Origin of the sequence: uncultured Ligilactobacillus sp., assembly GCF_948826705.1 — a bacterium.
Lineage (GTDB): Bacteria > Bacillota > Bacilli > Lactobacillales > Lactobacillaceae > Ligilactobacillus.
Window position 1 is genome coordinate 39,068 of record NZ_CAQLEL010000065.1, and the last position, 22,839, is coordinate 61,906.

21 protein-coding genes are annotated in these 22,839 nt (G+C 41.4%); 14 read left to right on the forward strand and 7 right to left on the reverse strand.

The window, feature by feature from the left end; translation table 11 throughout:
• Positions 1-110 precede the first annotated feature (110 nt).
• Positions 111-641 carry a dihydrofolate reductase family protein gene (locus Q9Q35_RS03730; RefSeq protein ID WP_304652201.1) on the forward strand — a complete coding sequence of 177 codons (531 nt, stop codon included), beginning with the start codon at positions 111-113 and terminating at the stop codon, positions 639-641.
• A 33-nt stretch (positions 642-674) separates the two neighbouring features.
• On the opposite strand, the gene Q9Q35_RS03735 is transcribed toward Q9Q35_RS03730, so the two are convergent.
• Positions 675-1,520, reverse strand: a complete 846-nt coding sequence (locus Q9Q35_RS03735; protein ID WP_304652202.1) for a DUF72 domain-containing protein — start codon at positions 1,518-1,520, stop codon at positions 675-677.
• 117 nt (positions 1,521-1,637) lie between these two features.
• On the opposite strand from Q9Q35_RS03735, the gene Q9Q35_RS03740 reads away from it, so the two are divergent.
• Positions 1,638-2,510 carry an aldo/keto reductase gene (locus Q9Q35_RS03740; protein ID WP_304652203.1) on the forward strand — a complete coding sequence of 291 codons (873 nt, stop codon included), beginning with the start codon at positions 1,638-1,640 and terminating at the stop codon, positions 2,508-2,510.
• On the opposite strand, the gene Q9Q35_RS03745 is transcribed toward Q9Q35_RS03740, so the two are convergent.
• The 6 genes from Q9Q35_RS03745 to Q9Q35_RS03770 all read right to left on the reverse strand — a co-directional run bounded on the left by Q9Q35_RS03745 (position 2,507) and on the right by Q9Q35_RS03770 (position 7,014).
• Positions 2,507-2,917, reverse strand: coding sequence for a peptide deformylase (locus tag Q9Q35_RS03745; RefSeq protein WP_304652204.1), 411 nt, complete (start codon positions 2,915-2,917; stop codon positions 2,507-2,509). The genes Q9Q35_RS03740 and Q9Q35_RS03745 overlap by 4 nt on opposite strands.
• Positions 2,918-2,969: 52 nt before the next feature.
• Positions 2,970-4,133 carry an MFS transporter gene (locus Q9Q35_RS03750; protein WP_304652205.1) on the reverse strand — a complete coding sequence of 388 codons (1,164 nt, stop codon included), beginning with the start codon at positions 4,131-4,133 and terminating at the stop codon, positions 2,970-2,972.
• A gap of 2 nt (positions 4,134-4,135) precedes the next feature.
• Positions 4,136-4,696, reverse strand: coding sequence for a DUF536 domain-containing protein (locus tag Q9Q35_RS03755; RefSeq protein ID WP_304652206.1), 561 nt, complete (start codon positions 4,694-4,696; stop codon positions 4,136-4,138).
• Between the two features lie 126 nt (positions 4,697-4,822).
• The gene (cbpA, locus tag Q9Q35_RS03760; protein WP_004050070.1) at positions 4,823-5,458 is read right to left on the reverse strand and encodes a cyclic di-AMP binding protein CbpA; all 636 of its coding nucleotides are present in this window, start codon (positions 5,456-5,458) and stop codon (positions 4,823-4,825) included.
• Positions 5,459-5,613: 155 nt separating this feature from the next.
• Positions 5,614-5,829, reverse strand: coding sequence for a hypothetical protein (locus Q9Q35_RS03765; RefSeq protein ID WP_004050072.1), 216 nt, complete (start codon positions 5,827-5,829; stop codon positions 5,614-5,616).
• Positions 5,830-6,051: 222 nt separating this feature from the next.
• Positions 6,052-7,014 carry an L-lactate dehydrogenase gene (locus tag Q9Q35_RS03770; protein WP_304652207.1) on the reverse strand — a complete coding sequence of 321 codons (963 nt, stop codon included), beginning with the start codon at positions 7,012-7,014 and terminating at the stop codon, positions 6,052-6,054.
• A gap of 278 nt (positions 7,015-7,292) precedes the next feature.
• Between Q9Q35_RS03770 and pth the strand changes: the two genes are divergently transcribed.
• From pth to lysS, 12 genes are all read left to right on the forward strand, one after another.
• Positions 7,293-7,859 carry an aminoacyl-tRNA hydrolase gene (gene pth / locus Q9Q35_RS03775; RefSeq protein WP_304652208.1) on the forward strand — a complete coding sequence of 189 codons (567 nt, stop codon included), beginning with the start codon at positions 7,293-7,295 and terminating at the stop codon, positions 7,857-7,859.
• Positions 7,860-7,878: 19 nt separating this feature from the next.
• A complete protein-coding gene (gene mfd, locus Q9Q35_RS03780) occupies positions 7,879-11,412 on the forward strand; it encodes a transcription-repair coupling factor (RefSeq protein WP_304652217.1) in 3,534 nt (1,177 codons plus the stop codon).
• The gene (locus Q9Q35_RS03785; protein WP_304652209.1) at positions 11,402-12,991 is read left to right on the forward strand and encodes a polysaccharide biosynthesis protein; all 1,590 of its coding nucleotides are present in this window, start codon (positions 11,402-11,404) and stop codon (positions 12,989-12,991) included. The genes mfd and Q9Q35_RS03785 overlap by 11 nt, the downstream gene beginning before the upstream one ends.
• Positions 12,988-13,257 (forward strand): RNA-binding S4 domain-containing protein, encoded by a 270-nt coding sequence (locus Q9Q35_RS03790; RefSeq protein ID WP_304652210.1) that lies wholly within the window; start codon positions 12,988-12,990, stop codon positions 13,255-13,257. The genes Q9Q35_RS03785 and Q9Q35_RS03790 overlap by 4 nt, the downstream gene beginning before the upstream one ends.
• A 78-nt stretch (positions 13,258-13,335) precedes the next feature.
• The gene (locus tag Q9Q35_RS03795) at positions 13,336-13,743 is read left to right on the forward strand and encodes a septum formation initiator family protein (protein WP_304652211.1); all 408 of its coding nucleotides are present in this window, start codon (positions 13,336-13,338) and stop codon (positions 13,741-13,743) included.
• 79 nt (positions 13,744-13,822) lie between these two features.
• The gene (locus Q9Q35_RS03800; protein WP_304652212.1) at positions 13,823-14,323 is read left to right on the forward strand and encodes a S1 domain-containing RNA-binding protein; all 501 of its coding nucleotides are present in this window, start codon (positions 13,823-13,825) and stop codon (positions 14,321-14,323) included.
• Positions 14,324-14,382: 59 nt separating this feature from the next.
• Positions 14,383-15,753: a tRNA lysidine(34) synthetase TilS gene (gene tilS / locus Q9Q35_RS03805; RefSeq protein WP_304652213.1), complete on the forward strand. Its 1,371-nt coding sequence runs from the start codon at positions 14,383-14,385 to the stop codon at positions 15,751-15,753.
• Complete coding sequence (gene hpt / locus Q9Q35_RS03810) at positions 15,746-16,288, forward strand: hypoxanthine phosphoribosyltransferase (protein ID WP_289189617.1); 543 nt, start codon at positions 15,746-15,748, stop codon at positions 16,286-16,288. Before tilS ends, hpt begins: the two co-directional genes overlap by 8 nt.
• Before the next feature lie 79 nt (positions 16,289-16,367).
• On the forward strand, positions 16,368-18,488 hold the full coding sequence (gene ftsH / locus Q9Q35_RS03815) for an ATP-dependent zinc metalloprotease FtsH (protein WP_304652214.1): 2,121 nt from the start codon (positions 16,368-16,370) through the stop codon (positions 18,486-18,488).
• Between the two features lie 112 nt (positions 18,489-18,600).
• Positions 18,601-19,488, forward strand: a complete 888-nt coding sequence (hslO, locus tag Q9Q35_RS03820) for an Hsp33 family molecular chaperone HslO (protein ID WP_304652215.1) — start codon at positions 18,601-18,603, stop codon at positions 19,486-19,488.
• Between the two features lie 70 nt (positions 19,489-19,558).
• Positions 19,559-20,554 (forward strand): tRNA dihydrouridine synthase DusB, encoded by a 996-nt coding sequence (gene dusB, locus Q9Q35_RS03825; protein WP_304652216.1) that lies wholly within the window; start codon positions 19,559-19,561, stop codon positions 20,552-20,554.
• A gap of 103 nt (positions 20,555-20,657) precedes the next feature.
• Positions 20,658-22,154, forward strand: a complete 1,497-nt coding sequence (gene lysS, locus Q9Q35_RS03830) for a lysine--tRNA ligase (protein ID WP_004050100.1) — start codon at positions 20,658-20,660, stop codon at positions 22,152-22,154.
• The last annotated feature ends 685 nt before the right edge of the window (positions 22,155-22,839 follow it).

The window sequence follows — 22,839 nt, forward strand, 5'->3', positions numbered from 1 at the left end:
TGTATTTTGCATCATAGCTGGGGAGAATTATCCATACGGCGTTGCTTTTGGAAACACGTTTAGACAGAGTGTGAGCAGTAGTGCTATATCAAAAACGGAGGAAAGTTGAATTGCGTAAAGTTAGTTTATTTATCGCGCAAAGTTTAGATGGATATATCGCAGATAAGGAAGGTAGTGTCGACTGGTTGGGTGGTCAAGTAGCTGATCAGCCGATGCCTGATGTGTATAGTGAGTTTATCCAAGATGTTGATACGGTGATAATGGGATATAAGACCTATGAACAGGTAAGTACGCAACTTTCACCGGATAATTGGCCATATTCTGGGATGCAAACTTATGTCCTGACACATCGAGAGATCAAAACTCGACCAGAGATAAGTTTTTTAAAAGAAGCGTTACCAGAGTTGATCGAACGCTTGCAACAACAAGCGGGTAAAAAGATCTGGTTATGTGGTGGAACTAATTTAGTCAAGCAAGCACTGCAAAGTGATCTGATAGATGAGTATTATCTGTCTATCATGCCGATCATTTTAGGTGATGGGATCAGGCTTTTTGAGCAAGTAGCTCCATCTCAAAATTTAAAGTTACTTCAAACAAAGACTTATAACGGGATCGTAGACTTACATTACGTTAAATGCTAAAAAAGATAGCCACAATAAGGCTATCTTTTTTAGTTAGATCAGATCCAATTGGATCGGCGGTGGTGGTCCTAATCCGTCAAAATCGATCCCTAACAGCTCCTTTAAGGCGAGAGCATTTGGGACCGCATCGCCTGCGGAATTATTGTTAAAGATGATGCAGATCTCTTTGACCTCATTTTGCAGGCCGACTAGAGTTTGCTTGAACTGCTCAAGTTCAGAATGGTCGTAGCGATAAAGAGTTCGTTCCTTACGCCAATTGGGACCTTTTTTGAGCCAGCCTTGTTGATTACGTCCGTGTAAACGCCAAAACATCAAGTCAAGCGTCGTTACCACTGGATAAAATGGCACAGAACCCTCAGTTTGATGAGGTTCATCTGCCGCTGTTAAAGTAAATTGCTCTTGGCGACAAAAAGCAACTAATGACTGGAGCGCATTAGGCTGATACCAAGCTTGATTGCGAAATTCTAAGCATAGCGGTAGCTCAGGTAACCAGGCTCTGATCTGGCGTAGATAGTTGATGCTTTTTTTCGTGGGGATAAAGTATGGTGGAAATTGAAATAAGACGGTCTTCAATTGACCAGTCTCCACCAGTGGTCCTACCGCAAGCTTGAAGTTGGTAAAAGTCTCTTTCAATTCGGTCAAATTAGCTTTTTTATCGATATGGCCCGTCATCGAACGGTGAGCTTTAACAACGAAATGAAATGTTGGTGGGACTTGAGCTTGCCAATTTTTGACGGTACTTATCCGGGGGATCCCATAGAAGAAAGTATCGACTTCAACAACAGGAAAATTTGCCGCATACTCTGCCAGTGTGACAGGGCGGTCTTCTGTGATCAAAGCCTTGTGTTCGCTCCAAGTAGTAGCACCGATCGTGATCATATGTGGATTTCCTTTCTAGTATACAAAAATGAAATAAGGTAGCATACAGACTAAGTATTTAACATTTTCAGCCCTAAAGCCTAAACTAAAGATAGCTATAAAAATGGAGGCAGGAAAATGATTTTAGACGAAACGTATACATTGAGTAATGGAGTCAAGATCCCTAAGTTGGGTTTAGGGACATGGTTTATCGATGACCAAGATGTTGCTTTAGCAGTCAACGAAGCGGTAAATATCGGTTATCGACATTTTGATACAGCCCAAGCCTATGGAAATGAACGTGGCGTAGGCAAAGGGATCGCTACTTGTGGGGTCGCACGTGAAGATCTTTTCGTAACATCTAAGTTAGCCGCTGAGATCAAAGATTATACGATAGCCACACGTGCGATCGATGAAACGTTGAGTAAAATGGGCTTGGACTATCTTGATCTGATGTTGATCCACAGTCCTCAACCGTGGCAAGATTTCCGCGGACAAGATCCATTTTATGAAGGTAACCTAGAAGCTTGGTGTGCGCTGGAAGATGCTTATCGCGCTGGTAAAGTGCGTGCGATCGGAGTATCTAATTTCTTACAAAGCGATTTAGAAAATCTGATCGAAAATGGTGAGATCATGCCAATGGTCGATCAAGTATTAGTACATGCAGGCAATACACCTTTTGAGTTATTAGATCATTGTCAAAAACAGGATATCTTAGTTGAAGCTTATTCACCGATCGCACATGGTAAGGCTTTTGAAGACAAGACGATCGAACAGTTGGCCGCTAAATATAACGTAAGTATCCCGCAACTTTGTATTCGATATGCTTTACAACTAGGCACAGTACCCTTGCCTAAAACGGCTGATCCTAAACACATGGCAGATAATGCCAAAGTTGATTTTGTGATCTCTAAAGCTGATATGGATACTTTGAAACACGTAAAGTCTTTAGATTATGGTGATTCAAGTAAATTTCCAGTCTTTTCAGCTAAGAATCAAGCTAAAAACTAGATCAAGATCCCATTTAGGTGGTCGATCTCATGTTGGATGATCTGTGCGATGAAACCTTGGAATTCTTGTTTTTGTTTAGCGAAGGTCCGATCAAAGTATTGGACTGTGATCAGGTCATAGCGCGTCGTCTCTGTTGTCGTTGTAAGTGAGAGACAGCCTTCTGTTGTTTTATAGGGCCGAGCTTTTTTGATGATCTTAGGATTTAACATCGGAAAAGCTAGTGGCCCCATCTGACAGACGATGATCTGTTTATTTTCGCCGATCATGTTGGCTGCCATGCCAACGCAACGTGCTTGATTAGCTTGCAAAGTATCGAGTAGATCAGCGACGATCTGATCGTCTTTTGGAGTAGCAAGAACAGCTTTTTGACTTAAGAATTTAGGGTCGTGATTGATTTCACGGATCATAATAACACCTCTTGATAATAAGATAGCAGTGTGCCCAGACATGGACATACTGCTATTTTTGATATATTTTAACACCGATAGCTGCAATTAGAAAAGCAAGACTACCTAGAATGAATGGGCCTAAAACAGTGACATCATATAAAAGCCCAGCAACAAAGGCTCCGATGATCCGACCAAATGATTGTGAAGCTTGGTAAAAGCCAAGAACGGTCCCTTGTGTTGTTGGCGTAGCTTGTTTTGTGATCAGATCTTGGACCATCGGCACACTGATAGCATAAAAACCGTAAAAGATCAGATTTAAGGCAAAAAAACTGGTCAAACCGGGGGCTAGGCAGACCGATCCCATAAAGAAAGCACAGATGAACAAAATAATAGTCGTACTTTTGTTGAGATCAGTTTGTTTGACTAAATACATTCCTAACGTCATCGTAGCTATAAGTGATATCAGTCCGACCGCCCCTTTAAAGCTACCATTATAGCTCGTTGCGAGATCAAAAACATCTTTTAAGTAATAGTTGAAGCTTTGATCAAAGGAAGTATAACCTAAAAATGTTAGAGCTGAAACGCCTAATAAGATCCAAAGTGCCTGTGAGAGCTGAGTATCTTTAGTTGAAAAGTTGCTAAAAAAATTCAAACTGCGGACAGCTTCTTTGAGGTCTGGGGCTTTTTTTGCGGTAAGATCTGGACCTAAGAGTAGATAAAAGGCGACACCTGTGAAAAAGAGTTGCCCGATCTGTAGCGCAAAGGCCCAATAAAGATCGTATGTCCCAAGCATCCCGCCGACAAAATAGCCCAGAGCGCCAAAAACTGTTTGAACGGCAGCATTTAAGGTCAAGTTTGCTCCCCGTTCTTTAGTAGTGGAAGTATTGGCGATATAATTCAAAGCCCCAACAAAAAAGGCTCCACAGGCAAATCCTGCCAATAAGCGCCCCCATAAGATGAGTGCAGGGGTGTGTCCGATCGCAAAGAGGACTTGGGCTAATGAGTAACCTAAGCATCCCCAAGCCATCAAGACTTTAGATTGAAAACTCTCAGCTAACTTTCCAAAGAAAGGTGAGCCAAGAAACATCCCTAAAGACATCACGGAAAAAGCATAGCCAAACATGGCACTATCGAGTCCAAGTAGCTTGAAGTAAGCTGGGGTGATCGGATGAGCGTAGTTAGCCGCAAGATTAAATGAAGCGATGAGTGCTAAAAAGGTTTTCTTTTGTTTCATGCCTAACTGCGCTTATTTCGTCGAAACCAGCTAAAGAAGCCACGTTTTTTAGGCTTTTTTTCTTCAGTGCTGATCGCATTAGTCGTTTTATAGCTGACACCTTGGGTCGGATATAGGATCTGTTGGGCTTGGCTATTTTCGGGTAATTGGCGTTGAACTTCAGCCGCCGCGATCTTGATGGCCTCAGGATCGGTCTCTTGTAGGGCTAACAGATCATTTAACTGTTTAGTGGCGGAGAGGGTCAATTTTTGTTGATGGTCGATCAGTTGGTGTAATTCTGCGATCTGGCGGTCTTTTTCTTGTAACTGTTCGTTGATCAATTCGAGTTGATGCTGTAATTGGTCAAGGTGTTTAGCTTCAGTCGCAAGGGTAGTTTTTTTGCTAGTACTTGGTAAAAGCAATTCGCGTCTTGCTTGTTTTAAGGTGTCTTTGCTGTAAAGTTTAGAGCGTCCATTTATTTCAACTGGTTGGATCTGATTGACTTTTAAAAAGCGATAGATCGTTGACCGACTGACACCGATACTATCGGCAAGCTCTTGAGTCGTATAAAGTCTTTCGGCCAATATGGCTCATTCCTTTCGTTAAGAGGTATAGTTATAAACATTTTAACATACTCACTGTAAGTTGTTACATAACTTTAGTGATAAGAAATATCCCCCCACTTGATGATAAGTAGGGGGATAAAGGTGTTAGGCTTGTAAGTCTTCGATCTCAGGGACCTTGAAATTCTTACGCTCTAAGCTCGCCACGATCCGTTCCAATTTCTCATGTGAAACGTCGGATGGGAGGGTAAATAATGTACGGCGGACTAATTCTCCTTGTTGCACATCAAGTGTGATACAACTTGCGATCGAAGTGTATTTAGTGATGATCTTAGCCATATCGACTAGATCACCGCGTTCACCTGAGGAGACAACAGTCAAAACATAGCTACCAACATTAAAATTCCAAGATTGGGTCAACATATCTAACAAACGCGTATGTGTCAAGATACCATAGAAGAAATTATTTTCATCTAAAACTGTGATATATGGAAGGTCTTTGATCGAGAAAAATACATTAAAGAAGGCTGAATCGATCGGGATAAACTTGTTAGCATTCTTTAACAAATGGGTCACGGGTAAGCTCATATCACCTCCACGAGATTTGTGGCGGTAAATATGCATCTTATAGATATTTCCTCGGAAGATCTTACCAGTTTCATCCAAGATCGGTACACAACGGTAACCGGAATCTTCGAGCACTGTTAGGGCTTCTTCCAATGTGATATCTTCTTTAACTGTAACGAGATCTTTTTTAGGCTTGATCAATGTTTTCAGTAGCATAAATATCTCCTCGGCTTTCATTTTGTTTTCATAATATCCTAATACATAATAACATAAAAAACAAGTAATGGAAGCTAAAAATTGAATAAATGTCCAAAATTTTGCAAAATGTTCAATTTCAAGCAAAAAGGCCGGTCAAGACCAGCCTCAAAAAATCAAACTTGTTTTACTTTCACGACGAGATCGACAAAGTCTTTTTTAGGATGGAATTTATCATGCACGATAAAGGTGCTGCTGACAACTTCCCATTGAGTTTGTTCATCGCCGACCATGATAAAATCACCTTTATGGGGAACAAATGGTAACTCGGTAACGATCTGTCCTGAACCTTCGTTGATCGGCACATCTGCATTGATCTGTGTTTTAAACATTTTATTCACACCTTTCCTCTAGACTAGTGTACCATAGGAAAGGAACTTACGGGCATAGCTATTTGTGTATGAAACCATTTTAGAGCTAGGAGTGACCACTGGGCTACTGAAATGTATCATAAAAAATCACTAAGTCATGTTTTAGGGACTAGTGTTTAATTAGAGTATAAAAAAAGCAGTCAAGGAAAGGACCTCGACTGCTTTGAGAAAAATGCTAAGAGATTAGTCTTCTAAGCTCTTTAAGCCATTTGCAAGAACTTCTTTCAAAGTCTTAGCAGATTCTTGCATTTGTTTCAATTCTTTTTCGTTCAAAGGAACTTCAACAACTTGCTTGATACCTTCAGCATTAACAACGGCTGGTGTACCGATGTAGATATCATTCAAGCCGTATTGACCATCTAGATAAGCTGAAACAGGTAAGACTGTATCTTCGTCACGTAAGATAGCTTTTGAGATACGAGCAAGCGCAGCTGCAACACCGTAGAATGTAGCACCTTTGCGGTTGATGATCTCGTAAGCTTTGTTGCGGACATCGTCTTCCATCTTGTCAAGTGTTTCTTGTGAAACATCGTTAGCTTTAGCCCATTCTAAGAATGGCACACCACCGATAGTTGCTGATGAGTAAGCAGCAAATTCAGAGTCACCGTGTTCACCCATGATGTATGCGTGCATAGAACGTGGGTCTTTGATGCCTGTAAGGTCGGCCATAGCAACACGAAGACGTGCTGTATCCAAGGATGTACCTGAACCTAAAACGCGTTCTGTTGGGAAGCCAGAGAACTTCCATGTAGCGTATGTCAAGATATCAACTGGGTTAGCAGCAACTAAGAAGACACCTTGGAAGCCAGAATCAACGATAGGCTTAACGATAGAAGACAAGATGCGTAAGTTCTTGTTAACAAGGTCAAGGCGAGTTTCACCAGGCTTTTGAGGAGCACCTGCAGTGATAACTACTAAGTCTGCGTCTTTGCAGTCAGAGTATTCTGCAGAGTAGATCTTCTTAGGATATGTGTAACCTGTAGCATCGATCAAGTCAAGAGCGTCACCTTCTGTACGTTCTTTGACAACGTCCACGATACCAAATTCTTCAGCGATACCTTGTAAAGCCATAGCGTAAGCATAGCTAGAACCAACAGCACCGTCACCGACTAAAATAACTTTTTGATGATTTTGTGTTTTTGACACAGTAATTCATCCTTTCTTAAGTAACTTAATTGATACAACATAAGTATAACATGTTTTTCAGTAAATGGCGCAAAGTTTTCAAGAGTTTATAAGTTTTTTTCAGTAGAAATCGCAAAGTGTGGTATACTTAGTGAAATTAAATCAATTGTTAGAAGCGTCTTTTTAGGCGCTTCAATGTTAGATGTACGCTTAACTGTGCCCAAGTACGGTTTGAACAGTGTGCATTTTTTTTGGTAAGGTAAATTTTCTTTTATATGTGAAAGGTTTTGAATTTAAAGATGAAATTGATCGTAGGATTAGGTAATATTGGCCGTCAATATGAAAATACCCGTCATAATACGGGCTTTATGATCGTTGATCGCTTTGCAGATGTGAATGGTCTTTCCTTTAATAAGGAAAAATTTGACGCTCAACTAGCTGATGGAATGGTCGGGGGGAAAAAAGTTTTGTTGGCTAAACCGACTACTTATATGAATGAATCGGGACGCGCAGTTCGCCAGATCATGGATTACTATGATTTAGATCTTGATGATGTGATCATAGTCTATGATGATATGGACCTTGATTGTGGTCGTTTACGGTTGCGTCAAAAGGGCTCAGCTGGTGGGCATAACGGGATCAAGAGTCTGATCGCTCATTTAGGCACCCAACGATTCGATCGGTTACGTGTGGGGATCGATCATCCTAAGCAAACTAAAGTCGTTGATTGGGTCTTAGGACGCTTCACTCCAGAACAACGAAAAAACTTTGATCTAGGAGTAGCTGATGCGGTAGCGGCGTTAGAAGAGTGGGTCAAGACCGATGATTTTGCGCAAGTGATGAATAAATTCAACCGTAACAAGTAAGAAAGGATACGCCATGAAGATGAAACTAAAGGAAGCCTTCCATAGTCTTCCAGAAGTCAAAGAGTGGTCACAAAAAGAACCAGGACGTCATTTGATCACGGGACTGACCGGATCAGCTAAGACGCTTTTTTTGGCTGAGCTGTTCTTAGAAAATGCAGGCTCAAAGTTGATCGTATGTGATGACTTGTATCGGGCACAACAGTTAGCTGATGATCTTGAAAATCTCTTAGATCCAGCTGATGTTTTGTTGTTTCCTGTCGAAGAGATGCTAGCATCAGAAATGGCAACGAGTTCACCCGAGTTTAAAGCACAACGTGTCTTAGCGCTGGACGCTTTAGCCAAGCAGGAAAAAAAGCTGATCGTGACTTCAATGTCTGGTCTACGGCGCTTTTTACCTCCAGTCAAACTTTGGCAAAAGAGCCAGTTAGAGTTGGTCGTTGGCCAAGACTATGAATTAGCGAAACTGGTGCAGTTATTAGGCCAAATGGGCTATACACGTCAAAAGCAAGTTGAACGGCCAGGCGACTTTGCACTGCGGGGTTCGATCTTAGATATTTTTCCTTTAGATATGTCAGATCCGCTCCGAGCAGATTTTTTTGATACCCAGTTAGATTCGTTGCGAACTTTTGATGCAGCCGATCAGCGCAGCTTGAAAAATATTGAACAGGTGCAGATCTTACCAGCGACCGACCTTATTTTTGATAAGGAACGTTTAAAAAAAGCTGCGTTAGCTCTAGATGAAGCTGTTAAAAAAGCTTCTACTGATCTATCTAAAGAAACAAAAGAACAACTGGATAAGAATTTTTCAGCTAAGGTCGATGCCTTTTTAAAGGGAGAATTGAGTGCTAAAGATCTGAGTTTAGTTGAATACATCTATCCTGAAAAGCTGAGTCTATTCGATTATTTAGCCGCAAATGGTGAGGTGTTTTTTGATGATTATCCTCGTTTACGCGAAAAAGAAAAACAATTAGTTCAAGAAGAACAAAACTGGATCGTTGAGCAGTTGGAAAAACAACAATTACTTGCTAATACTGTTTTAGGACACGAATTGAGTTCTTTAGAAAAAAAGCTCAAACAGCCCAAAAACTTTTTAGCTGCCTTTCCTAAGGGGATGGGACGGATGCGTTTTGTGCAGCATTTAGATATCAAAGCTCGCATGGTCCAACAGTTCTTTGGCCAAATGCCACTGCTAAAAGCTGAAGCATTGCGCTGGAAAGAAAGTGGTCAAACTGTTATCTTGCTTGTCGGGACTAAAGAACGCCAAGAAAAACTTCATCAAACGTTAGCTGATTTTGGGATCACTTCTTTACTAGGATCAGTCGATGACATTCGGGTCGGTCAAGTGCAGATCGCTTTAGGTCAGTTGAATAGTGGGTTTGAATTGCCAGAATTAAAATTAGTCGTTTTGACCGAACAAGAACTCTTTGCTAAACGTTCACGCAAACGACCTAAACGCCAAACGATGAGCAACGCAGAACGTTTGAAGAGCTATACTGACTTAAAGAAAGGCGATTATATCGTTCATGTCAATCATGGGATCGGGCGTTTCATGGGAATGCAAACTTTAGAAGTCGGTGGAAAACACCAAGACTATATGACGATCGTCTATCAAGAAGATGCACAGCTTTTTATCCCGGTTTCCCAGCTCGATCGGATCCAAAAATATGTGTCAGCTGAAGGTAAGACCCCGAAGATCAACAAGTTAGGTAGTAACAAATGGGCCAAGACCAAGAGCAAAGTTGCTGCTAAGATCGAAGATATCGCCGATGAACTGGTCGAATTGTATGCGCAACGTGAATCTAATAAGGGGCATGCCTTTCCACCAGATGATAGTTACCAACGCGAATTTGAAGCCGCTTTTCCTTTTTCAGAAACACCTGATCAGTTGCGGAGTGCAAAAGAGATCAAAGCCGATATGCAAAGAGAACGCCCGATGGATCGCTTGTTGATCGGGGATGTGGGTTATGGTAAGACTGAAGTTGCTTTACGGGCAGCCTTTAAGGCGATCGAAGACGGAAAGCAAGTCGCTTTTTTAGCTCCGACAACAGTTTTAGCGCAACAACATTTTGAAACGATGCAGGCACGTTTTGAAGGCTTTCCCGTCAATATCGGTGTTTTATCGCGGTTTAGTACTAAAAAACAAGTTGATGAAACTTTGGCTAAGCTAAAAAGTGGTGAGTGTGATGCCGTTGTTGGGACACACCGTTTGTTGTCTAAAGATGTCAAATTTGCTGATCTAGGCTTATTGATCATCGATGAAGAACAACGTTTCGGGGTCAAACATAAAGAGCGGTTAAAAGAACTCAAGTCGACTGTCGATGTTTTGACACTAACAGCTACTCCGATCCCACGGACGTTAAATATGTCGATGTTAGGTGTGCGAGATCTATCAGTGATCGAGACTGCGCCGATGAATCGTTATCCGATCCAGACCTATGTGATGGAACAAAATTACGGGGTGATCGTGGATGGGATCAAACGCGAGATAGCACGTGGGGGGCAAGTATTTTTCTTGCATAATCGAGTCGATGATATTGAAAAAAAGGTCGACGAGTTGCAGAGCTTAGTGCCCGAAGCTAAGATCGCTTATATCCACGGTCAAATGACAGAGACTCAGTTAGAAGGGATCTTGATGGACTTTATCGCGGGCCAATACGATGTATTAGTGACAACGACGATCATTGAAACTGGAGTCGACATCCCAAACGCCAATACGCTATTTGTGGAAAATGCTGATCGAATGGGCTTAGCGCAGCTCTATCAATTACGCGGACGGGTCGGACGGTCGAATCGTGTGGCTTACGCTTATTTTATGTATGAACCTGATAAAGTTTTAACGGAAGTGAGCGAAAAGCGCCTTGAAGCGATCAAGGATTTTACTGAATTAGGTTCAGGCTTTAAGATCGCGATGCGTGACCTCTCGATCCGCGGTGCGGGGAATCTGTTAGGTAAGCAGCAACATGGCTTTATCGATTCGGTCGGCTATGAGTTGTACACGCAGATGTTAAATGAAGCGGTCGCAAAGAAACGTGGCTTAAAGCCTAAGTTGCACACGGATTGCCAGATCGATCTGGCATTGGAAGCTTACCTACCACAAAGTTATATCGAAGATCCACGCCAAAAGATCGAGCTTTACAAGCGGATCCACCAATTGGAAAATAAAGAACAATATGAAGAGATCAAAGAAGACCTCATCGATCGTTTCGGTGAATATCCAGTTGAGGTAGCTAATTTACTAGAAGTTGGGTTGTTGAAATTATATGCTGATCATGCATTGTTAGCCAATATCACCCAAAGTAGTGCACATAAGATCACGTTGGATCTTGCGCCAGTAGGGGTGAAAAAATTCAATGCGCCGATGATGCTAAAAGCATTGGATGCAGCTGGATTAGATGCGACCTTTGAAACGACCGACAAAAAGACAGCTATCAAGCTGACCTTGCAACCAGCACAGCGATCAGAACTCTTGGCTAAGCTACAAAAATTATGTTTTAATTTAATGGCTGAGATCGATAACATACCACAGATCGAGGAAAACGCAGATGAAAAATGAGCAAGTCAAAAAGACGATGAAAGGGGCTTTGATCCTTTCGATCGCGTCTTTGATCGCTAAGATCTTAAGTGCGGTCTATCGGATCCCCTTTGAAAATATTGTTGGAAATACTGGTTTTTATGTCTATCAGCAGGTCTATCCGATCTATGGGATCGGTGTTGCTTTTGCCTTGACTGGTTTTCCAGTCTACATTTCTAAATTAGTTGCCGAACAACGCGATGAGGCGACCAAATTGCGCTTAGTTCAACAGGTATTTTTGATCTTGTGCGTTTTTTCGGGTGCGATCTTTGTCGGATTGCGGGTATTTGCTCCATTTATTGCACTTTTGATGGGGGATCCACAGCTGACAGTTTTGATCAAAAGTGTAGCTTGGATGTTTTTGTTCATGCCATTTTTGGCAGTCGGACGAGGATATTACCAAGGGACGTTTGATATGCTCCCGACTGCTATTTCACAGGTGACTGAGCAATTCATGCGAGTCGGGATGATCATCTTAGCAGCATGGGCCTTTACGCTTTTTGACTGGTCCTTATATCAGATGGGGGCCGTTGCGATGTTGGCTTCTAGTGCAGGGGCAGTAGTTGCCTGTTTTAGTTTTATAAAATTTTATGCTAAAAAATTTTTCAAAAAAACGACCGCACCTAAATTTAGTTACCTTTATCTGATCGAAAAACTCTTTAGCGATGGCTTGATCATCTGTTTGTTTGCTTCAACGATGGTCTTGTTGCAGTTGATCGATTCTTTTACGCTCGTACGCGGATTATTGCACAACGGGATCTCAGTAGCTGTGGCTAAGGATCTAAAAGGTATCTATGATCGTGCACAACCATTGCTACAGTTAGGAATGGTCCTTGCGATCGGTTTTTCTTCAACGCTCCTACCGACATTGAGTCAAGCGTTGCAAAAGCGTAAATACGCCGAATTTCGTCGGATCGCGCAAGTTATGTTGCGTGTCAGTGCGGCGATCTCGGTAGCAGCTTGCTTTGGGATGGTCGTTTTGATGCCACAGATCAACACTTTGCTGTTTGGGGATGCTGATTTGAGTGCCGAATTGGCTGTTTATGTAGTCAGCGTGATCTTTATCACTTTGATCGGGACTTATAATTCGATCTTGCAGAGTTTGAATCAGTTTTTGATCACGGTGGTCGGTTTGCTGGGAGCTTTAGTTCTAAAATTTGTGCTAAATATCTGGTTGGTCGGGCGCATGAATATCATGGGAGCTAGTGTTGCGACCGTACTTAGCTTGATCTTTGCGCTAGTCTTCATCCTGCTATTTAGTCCTGAGATCGTCAAGGGGCTGTTCAACGAAGGTCATTTTTGGCTCAAATTAGGCTTAGCGATCACAGTGATGCTGATCAGTGTGCGGATATTTACCATGAGCTATATGCATTTTATCGGTAATGAGCGTAGCGATACGCTCGTCATGTCACTTGGAGGGGCCTTTTTAGGAGCATTGGTCTTTTTGAGCTGTGCCTTAGCGTTCAAATTATTTAGTGTTCGTGAATGGCTCATGTTACCAGGGGGCAAAAAGATCTTGAAAGTTTGGCAAAAAATTATCAGAAAAGAGGGAATCTTATGAGATTAGATAAATATTTAAAAGTTTCACGTGTGATCAAACGGCGCAGTGTGGCAAAACAGATCGCCGACCAAGGCCGGATCACGATCAATGACAAAGTTGCTAAGTCCGCTAGTGATGTTGTAACGGGTGACACTTTAGTGATCAATTTTGGAAATAAAACTTTGACTTTGAAAGTTTTGGAATTAAAAGATACGACCAAAAAAGATGAGGCTAAAGGTATGTATGAGATCATCAGTGAAGAATATAAAGAAGATCTTAGGCTCTAAATTGAATCTTTAACACCAAGTTTGTTATAATCTTCGTAAATATGTAACGGTTTTGGATGATTTGGTGAGGTCTAACTGATGAAAGAAGATAAGCAAAAGATCAAGGTCATAAATAATGATTTTTATCGGGAAAAAACAGCTGCTAAAAAGCGTATGGTCGCCAAGAATCGGCGTTACTTGCAACACAAAGTTATAATGCGTTTGTTTGCAGTGATCGCGGTAGTCGTGACCGCTGTTTGTTTAGTCCAAGTCGGACGTAACTTGTGGCAAGCGCATACGGTCAAGCAACAGACGACAACTGCTCAAAAAAAACTTGATAAGATAAAAAAAGACAATTCTAGCTTGAAATTACGGGTAAAGCAGCTAAATGACGATGAGTATTTAGAGAAGCTGATCCGTGAGAAATATTACTATTCTCGCGACAATGAAACGATTTATAATTTGCCTGATGATAAGGCTAAAAGTGTCTTGGATTCAGAAAAATAAATTTTTTTGGTTAAACTACTAGTATCGTGATATACTTAGGTGTGTTTTATTAGAACTTTCTAGGAGGAAAAATTTTTTTATGTCAATTGAAGTCGGAGAAAAAGTCAACGGCAAAGTATCAGGGATCACTAATTTTGGTGCTTTTGTGGATTTAGGGGATAAAAAAACTGGCTTGGTGCATATCAGTGAAGTTTCAAATAATTTTGTCAAAGATATCCATGATGTGTTGACAGTAGGGGATAAAGTAACGGTCAAAGTGCTTTCGGTCGGTGAAGATGGAAAGATCAGTTTGTCGATCAGAAAAGCAAGTGACAATGTTCAAAAAGATTTTGGGAAAAATACCAAAGAAGAGCGCAACCAACGTGAAGGCGACTTCCGGAACAATGGTAAGGGAAATAATCACAGAAATAGCAGTAATGCGGGTAAGGGGCGTTTATTTGCTCCTCGCAAAACTGAAAACAAAAAGAAAGACTTCGACTCTTTATTGGCAGGTTTCTTAAAAGAAAGCGATGAACGCTTGACCTCTTTGAAACGGAATACGGAAGGTAAGCGCGGTGGCCGTGGTGGTCGTCGTAGCTAATATATAAAAGGACTGTGGCATTTTGTCACGGTCCTTTAGTGCTTTAAAGGAGGCATTTTATGCAAGCAATAAAACAGCAGTTTGACTTACAGTGGCAAAATTTACAGATCTCAGCTAAAGAAAAGATCTTAGTGGCAGTCTCGACTGGGGCGGACTCGATGGCATTATTGTGGCTGTTAGCGCATTTGCCAGTAGCAATACGCCCGCAGATCAATGTAGCGTATGTCGATCATCAATTACGAGACCAAAGTAAGGCTGAGACAGAGTTTATTCAGCGGTATTGCCAAGAAAATGGATATCCTCTTTTTACAAAGACTTGGGCTGTAGAAAAGCATCCACAAACAGGGTTGGAAGAAAAAGCCCGTAAAATGCGGTATGGATTTTTTGAAACGATACTAGAAAAACAACAGATCAAGTACTTATTGACGGCACATCACGGTGATGATCAAGCCGAGACTTTTTTGATGAAATTATTGCGTGGAGGCGACTTAGCACAATTGACGGGGATCAAAGCAAGGCGTAAGTTTGGGGCTCATGCCGAGTTGATCCGGCCTTTGTTAGGCTTTACCAAAGCACAATTGTTACATCTGGTCCAGGAACAAAACATCACTTACTTTGAGGATGAGACTAATGAACAAGATGATTACTTGAGAAATCGCTTGCGACATCACGTTATTCCCCAATTAAAGCAAGAAAATCCGCAATTTTTAGCGCATGTGGAAAATTATGCTACGCAGTTAAGTGAAGTCCTTACCTTAGCCAATGAAACGAGTAAAGAAAAATTGGCTAAATTACAGCAATATGATGGTAGTTATGCCTTAGAACAATGGCAAGCGTTGACTTCACCATGGCAAAATCAGCTTTTACGCCAACTTTTCCGGCAGCATAAGTTAGAGTTATCGGAAAAAAAAGTAGCTCAAGCCAACCGCTTGCTAAATAACACCACTAAGCCACAAGGACAACTCAATCTGGGACAAGGGTATTTTTTGGTCAAAGAATACCGTCATTTCTGGATCGCTGATCATCCTTTGCGGATCGAGAACTTAAATTTTCAGCAATATCTGTTATTAGGGGAGTGGCAATGGATATCCAATACAGAAAAGGTCGGGCTCTTTTTTCAAAATGCCTACCACCCGAGACCAGGCGATGAGGTCTTGGGCGTTTCTGAAGATGAGGCGCCCTTTCTTTTGCGTCATCGTCGGCCAGGCGATCGCATGAAAACTAAGATCGGGACTCAAAAAGTAAAACAGATCTTGATCGACCGAAAAATAGAGAAAACTAAACGTGAGCGTCTTTGGTTAGTTGCAGCAAAGGATGGAAACATTTTATGGGTCGTTAAAGTGAAAAAAACTGATTTGTCACCACGGCTCGTAAATGCTAAAATGCATTACATAATAGTTTTGCGAAGAGAGGTAAAAGATGATGAATAACGACATCAAAGAAATTTTATACAGCAAAGAAGATATTCAAGCAGTTGCCCAAAAATTAGGGGCACAGATCACCGCCGACATGAAGGATAAAAATCCACTTGTGATCTGCGTTTTAAAGGGTGCGGTCTTATTTATGGCTGATATCGTACGTGAGATCGATACATACTGCGAACTTGATTTTATGGATGTATCTAGCTATGGTGATGCAACTGAATCATCCGGTGAAGTTAAGATCATCAAGGACTTAGACGTTTCTGTCAAAGATCGTCATATTTTGATCGTCGAAGATATCATTGATACCGGTCGCACTTTGGAACGGTTAGTGGAGTTGCTCAAGCACAGAAATGCAGCTTCAGTTAAGATCTGTACTTTATTAGATAAGCCTGAGCGTCGGGTGAAATCTGTCGTGCCAGATTATGTTGGCTTTGAAGTACCAAATGAATTCGTGGTCGGCTATGGTCTAGACTACATCGGACATTACCGTAACTTGCCTTACGTAGGTATTTTAAAACCAGAAGTTTACGAGAACAATTAATAGTCAATATTAGTCAAATATGATATTATTGGTTCGATAGCTTTAAATTTTATGAAAATTACCTAAAAGGAGGAACTCCATGAATAATAACAAAAATGGACTAATGAAGAATAGTCTATTTTACATTGTGATCTTCCTTGGCATTATGGGTGCGCTCTATTACTTTGTTGGTAATCGTGGCGGTGCTCAATCACAACAGATTCAATCAAGCCAATTCATTACCGAATTGAAGAAAAACAATGTCAAAGATTTCACAATGCAACCAGCAGGTAGTACTTACCGCATCACAGGTACCTACAAAAAGCCAGCTAATGTGGAAAAGACTGGTGGTCTAACAGGTATTGCGGGTACCTCTACTAAAGTGTCGACCTTTACGACCAATGTGTTGACAAATGATACCTTAGTTAAGCAGATCGAAAGCTATGCTACTAAGAATAAAGTCAAATATGGCGCTAAAGAAGAGGAATCCAGCAGTATCTGGGTCCAACTCTTGATCTATGTCTTGCCACTTGTCTTCTTTATCTTCTTCTTCTACATGATGATGGGACAAGCTGGCCAAGGCGGTGGCAATGGTCGTGGGGTGATGAATTTTGGTAAGTCCAAAGCTAAGCCAGTTGAAAAGAAGAACAACAAGGTGCGCTTCTCTGATGTAGCTGGGGCTGAAGAAGAAAAACAAGAATTAGTCGAAGTAGTCGAATTCTTGCGTGATCCACGTAAATTCCTTTCTTTGGGTGCACGGATCCCATCAGGGGTGTTACTCGAAGGACCTCCCGGAACTGGTAAGACCTTGTTAGCCAAAGCAGTCGCTGGTGAAGCGGGAGTGCCGTTCTTCTCGATCTCTGGTTCTGACTTCGTGGAAATGTTTGTCGGTGTCGGGGCTAGTCGTGTGCGTGATCTGTTTGAAAATGCCAAGAAGAGTGCGCCAGCCATCATCTTTATCGATGAGATCGATGCTGTCGGTCGTCGTCGTGGCAATGGTATGGGAGGCGGTCACGATGAACGTGAACAGACCTTGAACCAATTGTTAGTTGAAATGGATGGTTTCGAAGGTGATGAAGGTGTCATCGTGATGGCCGCTACGAACCGTTCTGATGTTTTAGACCCAGCCTTGCTTCGTCCGGGACGTTTTGACCGTAAGATCTTAGTTGGTCGGCCTGACGTTAAGGGGCGTGAAGCGATCTTGAAAGTGCATGCTAAGAACAAGCCACTTGCAAAAGATGTTGATCTTAAGATGATCGCTAAGCAAACACCGGGCTTTGTAGGGGCTGACCTTGAAAACTTACTCAACGAAGCTGCTTTATTAGCTGCTCGGCGTAACAAAAAAGCGATTGATGCTTCAGATATCGATGAAGCTGAAGATCGCGTGATCGCAGGTCCAGCCAAACGTGATCGCGTCATCAGTAAGAAAGAACGCGAGACCGTGGCTTATCATGAAGCTGGTCATACGATCGTTGGACTGGTCTTAAACGATGCGCGGGTCGTTCACAAAGTTACGATCGTCCCACGTGGTCGTGCTGGTGGTTATGCGATCATGTTACCAAAAGAAGATCAAATGTTGCTTTCCAAAAAAGACATGCAAGAACAAATTGCTGGCTTGATGGGGGGACGTGCTGCTGAAGAGCTTATCTTTGGGCAACAATCCTCCGGAGCTTCCAATGATTTCCAACAAGCAACTCAATTGGCACGTGCAATGGTGACCGAATATGGGATGAGCGATCAATTAGGGCCTGTCCAATATGAAGGTCAAAGTGGTATGTTTGCTGGAGATGCTGTTCCTGGGCAAGCAGCCTTCTCGATCAATACAGCTAATGCGATCGATGAAGAAGTCAAACGCTTATCTGAAGAAGGTATGGCTTTAGCTAAGAAGATCATCGAAGAGCATAAAGAGCAGCATGAAGTTATTGCAAAAGCCTTGCTTGAATACGAGACACTCGATGAAAAGCAAATTTTGAGCTTGTATAAGACAGGCAAGATGCCTGCGCAAAATGAAGATGAGTTCCCAAGTGAAAAAGCAACAGCCACGACTTTTGAAGAATCAAAAGAAGCTTTGGAACGTAAAGAAGCTGCTAAACGTGAAAACAAAGCAGCCGATAAAACAACATCTTTCCCAAGTGAAAAAGATGCAACTGCTGATAAAAATAAAACCACAGTCTTCTATCCAAAAAAGGATAAAAAAGACACAGACTCGGATAAAGATTAGTCTTTGAGCGAGTGGTGGAATAAATTTTAATAGGAGGAAGTAAGTTGGCCTATGTGCCGCCCGCTTGCTTCCTCCTTGTTTGTTGAAAAATATAAAGGAATAGGTGAATTAAATGTCTGATTATTTAGTTAAAAGTTTAGCCTATGATGGGCAATTACGTGCGTATGCGGTCGATGCGACTAAAACAGTTCGAAAAGCACAAGAATATCACGATACTTGGAGTGCAGCTTCTGCAGCTTTAGGTCGGACCTTAGTCGCAACTTTGCTATTATCGGAAGCTTCATTAAAGGGTGAAGGCAAGATGACAGTGAAAGTTAATGGGGATGGACCACTGGGGGCGATCGTCGTTGATGGTAATGCTAATGGAACAGTGAAAGGCTATGTTCAACATCCACATATCCATTTACCGTTGAACGATAAGCACAAGATCGATGTTAAAGGTGCAGTTGGAACGACAGGTTTCCTATCGGTCACTAAAGATCTTGGTTTAAAGGAACCATTTACTGGACAAGTACCGCTAGTTTCGGGTGAATTGGGTGAAGATTTTACGTATTACTTAGCTAAGTCCGAACAGATCCCATCAGCCGTTGGCTTGTCAGTTTTTGTCAATGATGATAATACTATCCAAACAGCTGGGGGCTTTTTGATCCAAGTTATGCCAGGAGCAACGGATGAAGTTTTGACTAAATTAGAAGAACGTTTAAAAGACTTACCGCTAGTTTCGGAAATGATGCGTGAAGGTTTGACCCCAGAAGATATTTTAGTCAAATTATTTGACAAAGAAAATGTTGAGATCTTGGATAAAAAGCCGGTAGCGTATGAATGTGATTGCTCTAAAGACCGTTTTGCAAAAGCAATGGCAAGCTTACCTGAAGCTGACATTGAAGAGATGATCAAAGAAGATCATGGTGCGACTGCCTTATGTCATTTTTGTAATCGAAAATACCATTTTTCAGAAGATCAATTGCGTGAGATCGCAAAAAATGCAAAAGAAAAGTAGTCGTTTAAATAAAAGTGTGCTATTATCTACAAACGAAGTAAAGAATGATTTTATGAGGTGAAATTGATCCATGGAATGGAAAATTGGAGATATCACGATCCCAAACCAAGTTGTGGTAGCCCCAATGGCTGGGGTGACCAATGTGGCCTTTCGGATGATCTGTAAGGAATTTGGTGCAGGGATGGTCGTATGTGAAATGATCTCAGATAAAGGGATCCATTTCCGCAACAAAAAGACACTTGAGATGTTATTTGTCGATCCAAGTGAACATCCAGCAAGTGTGCAGATCTTTGGTGGGAGCAAGGAAACTTTAGTCGAAGCAGCACAATTTGTGGCTGAAAACACAAATACTGATATTATTGACATCAATATGGGGTGTCCTGTGCCAAAGGTCACTAAGACCGATGCTGGGGCAAGATGGTTGCTTGATCCTGATAAAGTATATGAGATGGTCAAAGCAGTTTCGTCATCAGTTGAAAAACCAGTTACCGTAAAAATGCGGACTGGTTGGGATGAGGATCACATTTTGGCAGTCGAAAATGCGTTGGCAGCGCAAGAAGCTGGGGCCAGTGCGTTAGCGATGCATGGGCGGACAAGAAAACAACTTTACTCAGGTCATGCAGACTGGGAGTTATTGCATGAAGTAGCTAACAAGTTGACGAAGATCCCATTTATCGGTAATGGGGATGTCCGCACGCCTAAAGATGCTAAGACGATGTTAGATGAAGTTGGAGCAAACGCTGTGATGATCGGTCGGGCGGCTTTAGGGAACCCATGGATCGTTAAGCAAACGACACATTATCTAGAGACTGGTGAATTGTTAGAAGAACCAAAACCAGCTGAAAAGATCGCAGTTGCTAAAGAGCATTTGCATCGTTTAGTTGAAGCTAAAGGTGAAGTTGTGGGACCAAAAGAGTTTAGATCGCAAGCAGCTTACTATCTTAAAGGGATCCCACGTTCAGCAAGGACCAAAGCAGCTTTGAATTCGGCTGATACAGAGCAAGAAATGCAAGAGATCTTTGATAATTTCTTGGCTGACATGATCGCTCAACCAATTCGGCGTTAATTATGACTTTTGAGTATGCTATAATTAAAAAATAGTAAAGATGAAACGTGTTCGAAAAGGCATCACCTTTTCTCACACTCTAAAGAAAGGCGAGGATTTTTAAATGGGTAACCAACAAAACATGAATGACCAATTGCGTGTACGTCGTGAAAAGATGCAAGAATTGCGCGCAGAAGGTATCGATCCTTTTGGTCATCGGTTTGAACGTGATTCAATGAACCAAGACTTGCATGATAAGTATGGTGAAATGGATAAAGATGAATTAAATGGCTTGGAGATCACAGCGACGATCGCTGGACGTATGGTAGCTAAGCGTGGTAAAGGTAAGGTAGGCTTTGCTGATCTACAAGACCGTACTGGCAGAATGCAACTTTATATCCGTAAAGATGAAGTAGGCGAAGATATGTACCATATCTTCAAACGCTCAGATCTTGGTGATTTCTTAGGTATCAAGGGTCACGTTATCAAGACAGATATGGGCGAATTGACGATCAAAGTGACAGAATTGACTTTCTTATCCAAAGCTTTGCGTCCGTTACCAGACAAATGGCATGGTCTTCAAGACGTAGAACAGATCTATCGTCAACGTTATTTGGATCTGATCTCTAACAAAGAAAGTTACGATCGTTTTGTAAACCGTAGCCGGATCATTTCAGCTATTCGTCGCTATTTAGACGGCGAAGGCTTCTTGGAAGTAGAAACACCAGTGTTACATACACAAGCTGGTGGTGCTGCTGCACGTCCATTTATCACTCACCACAATGCTTTAGATATCGAATTATATCTTCGGATCGCACTTGAATTGCACTTGAAGCGTTTGATCGTTGGCGGGATGGAACGTGTATATGAGATCGGTCGTGTCTTTAGAAATGAAGGTATCGATACACGCCATAACCCAGAATTTACAATGCTTGAATCTTATGCTGCATATTTTGACTTTGAAGACGTTATGGATGAAACTGAAGGTATCTTCAAGGCTGCTGCTTCAGTAGTGTCAAATAATAATATCGTGAACTATCAAGGTAAAGATGTTGATTTTGATAAGCCATTTAAGCGCGTGCACATGGTCGATATCATCAAAGAATATACTGGTGTCGATTTCTGGGAAGAAATGACTTTAGAACAAGCTCGGGCTTTAGCAGATGAGCACGGTGTTCATTATGAACAATACTGGAAAGTCGGTCATATCATCAACGAATTCTTCGAACAATTCTGTGAAGATAAGATCGTTGACCCAACATTTGTTTATGGTCATCCAGTTGAAATTTCACCGTTAGCTAAGAAGAACGTTAAAGATCCACGCTTCACTGATCGTTTTGAATTGTTTATTTTGGGTAGCGAATATGCTAATGCCTTTACTGAATTAAATGATCCGATCGATCAACGTGAACGTTTTGAAGCACAAGTGGAAGAACGTCAAGCTGGTAACGATGAAGCTGAAGGTATCGATGAAGACTATATCGAAGCCATGGAATATGGTATGCCTCCTACAGGTGGTCTAGGCATCGGTATCGATCGTTTGGTGATGTTGTTGACAGATGCACCTTCGATCCGTGATGTCTTGTTGTTCCCAACGATGCGTCCGATCGAAAATAACTAAAAAATTAAGATATTTTTCAATGCTGTGGCTATGTAGTCGCAGCATTTTTTTGTCATACGTAAAAATGGGTGATCAAAGTCGCAAAGCTATTTTATATGAACGTTTGGAAGGGGTGAGTGGTGGGGAGGCATCACAGCGCATGCGTCGTTAACTGTACGTCAATTTTTTGTACAAAGGAGTATGTCTAGTTGTAATGGTGAAAGTAATTGATAGTTGAAGGTGTAAAAAGAATTTTCATAAAAAGTAAAAAAGTTCTTGACGCTTAAATACATTCCTTGCTATACTATAAAAGTTGCTGATACGGAGCAGTTAAAAAATATAATTTAAAAATTATGTTGACATAAAGTTGTGATACATGATATTATATAAAAGCTGATTTGTTACAGCACAAAAAAATGATATAAAAAATTGTTGACATATTTCAATGGTTTTTGTTAAAATAATCTAGTCGTTGAAAAAAGCGACAGGATAAAAATAAAAAAGTTGTTGACATGAAATTTCTAATATGTTAAAATATTGATGTTGATTGTATCAACTGAGTAGGTCTTTGAAAACTGAACAAAGTTTCGATAAGCAAATGTGCAGGGTCTCTTATCTAAGTGATGAGAGCAATAAACATTTTGCGAAGTCAATTCGCTAGTAAAAATAAAGAGTCACAAACTTTAAATTGAGAGTTTGATCCTGG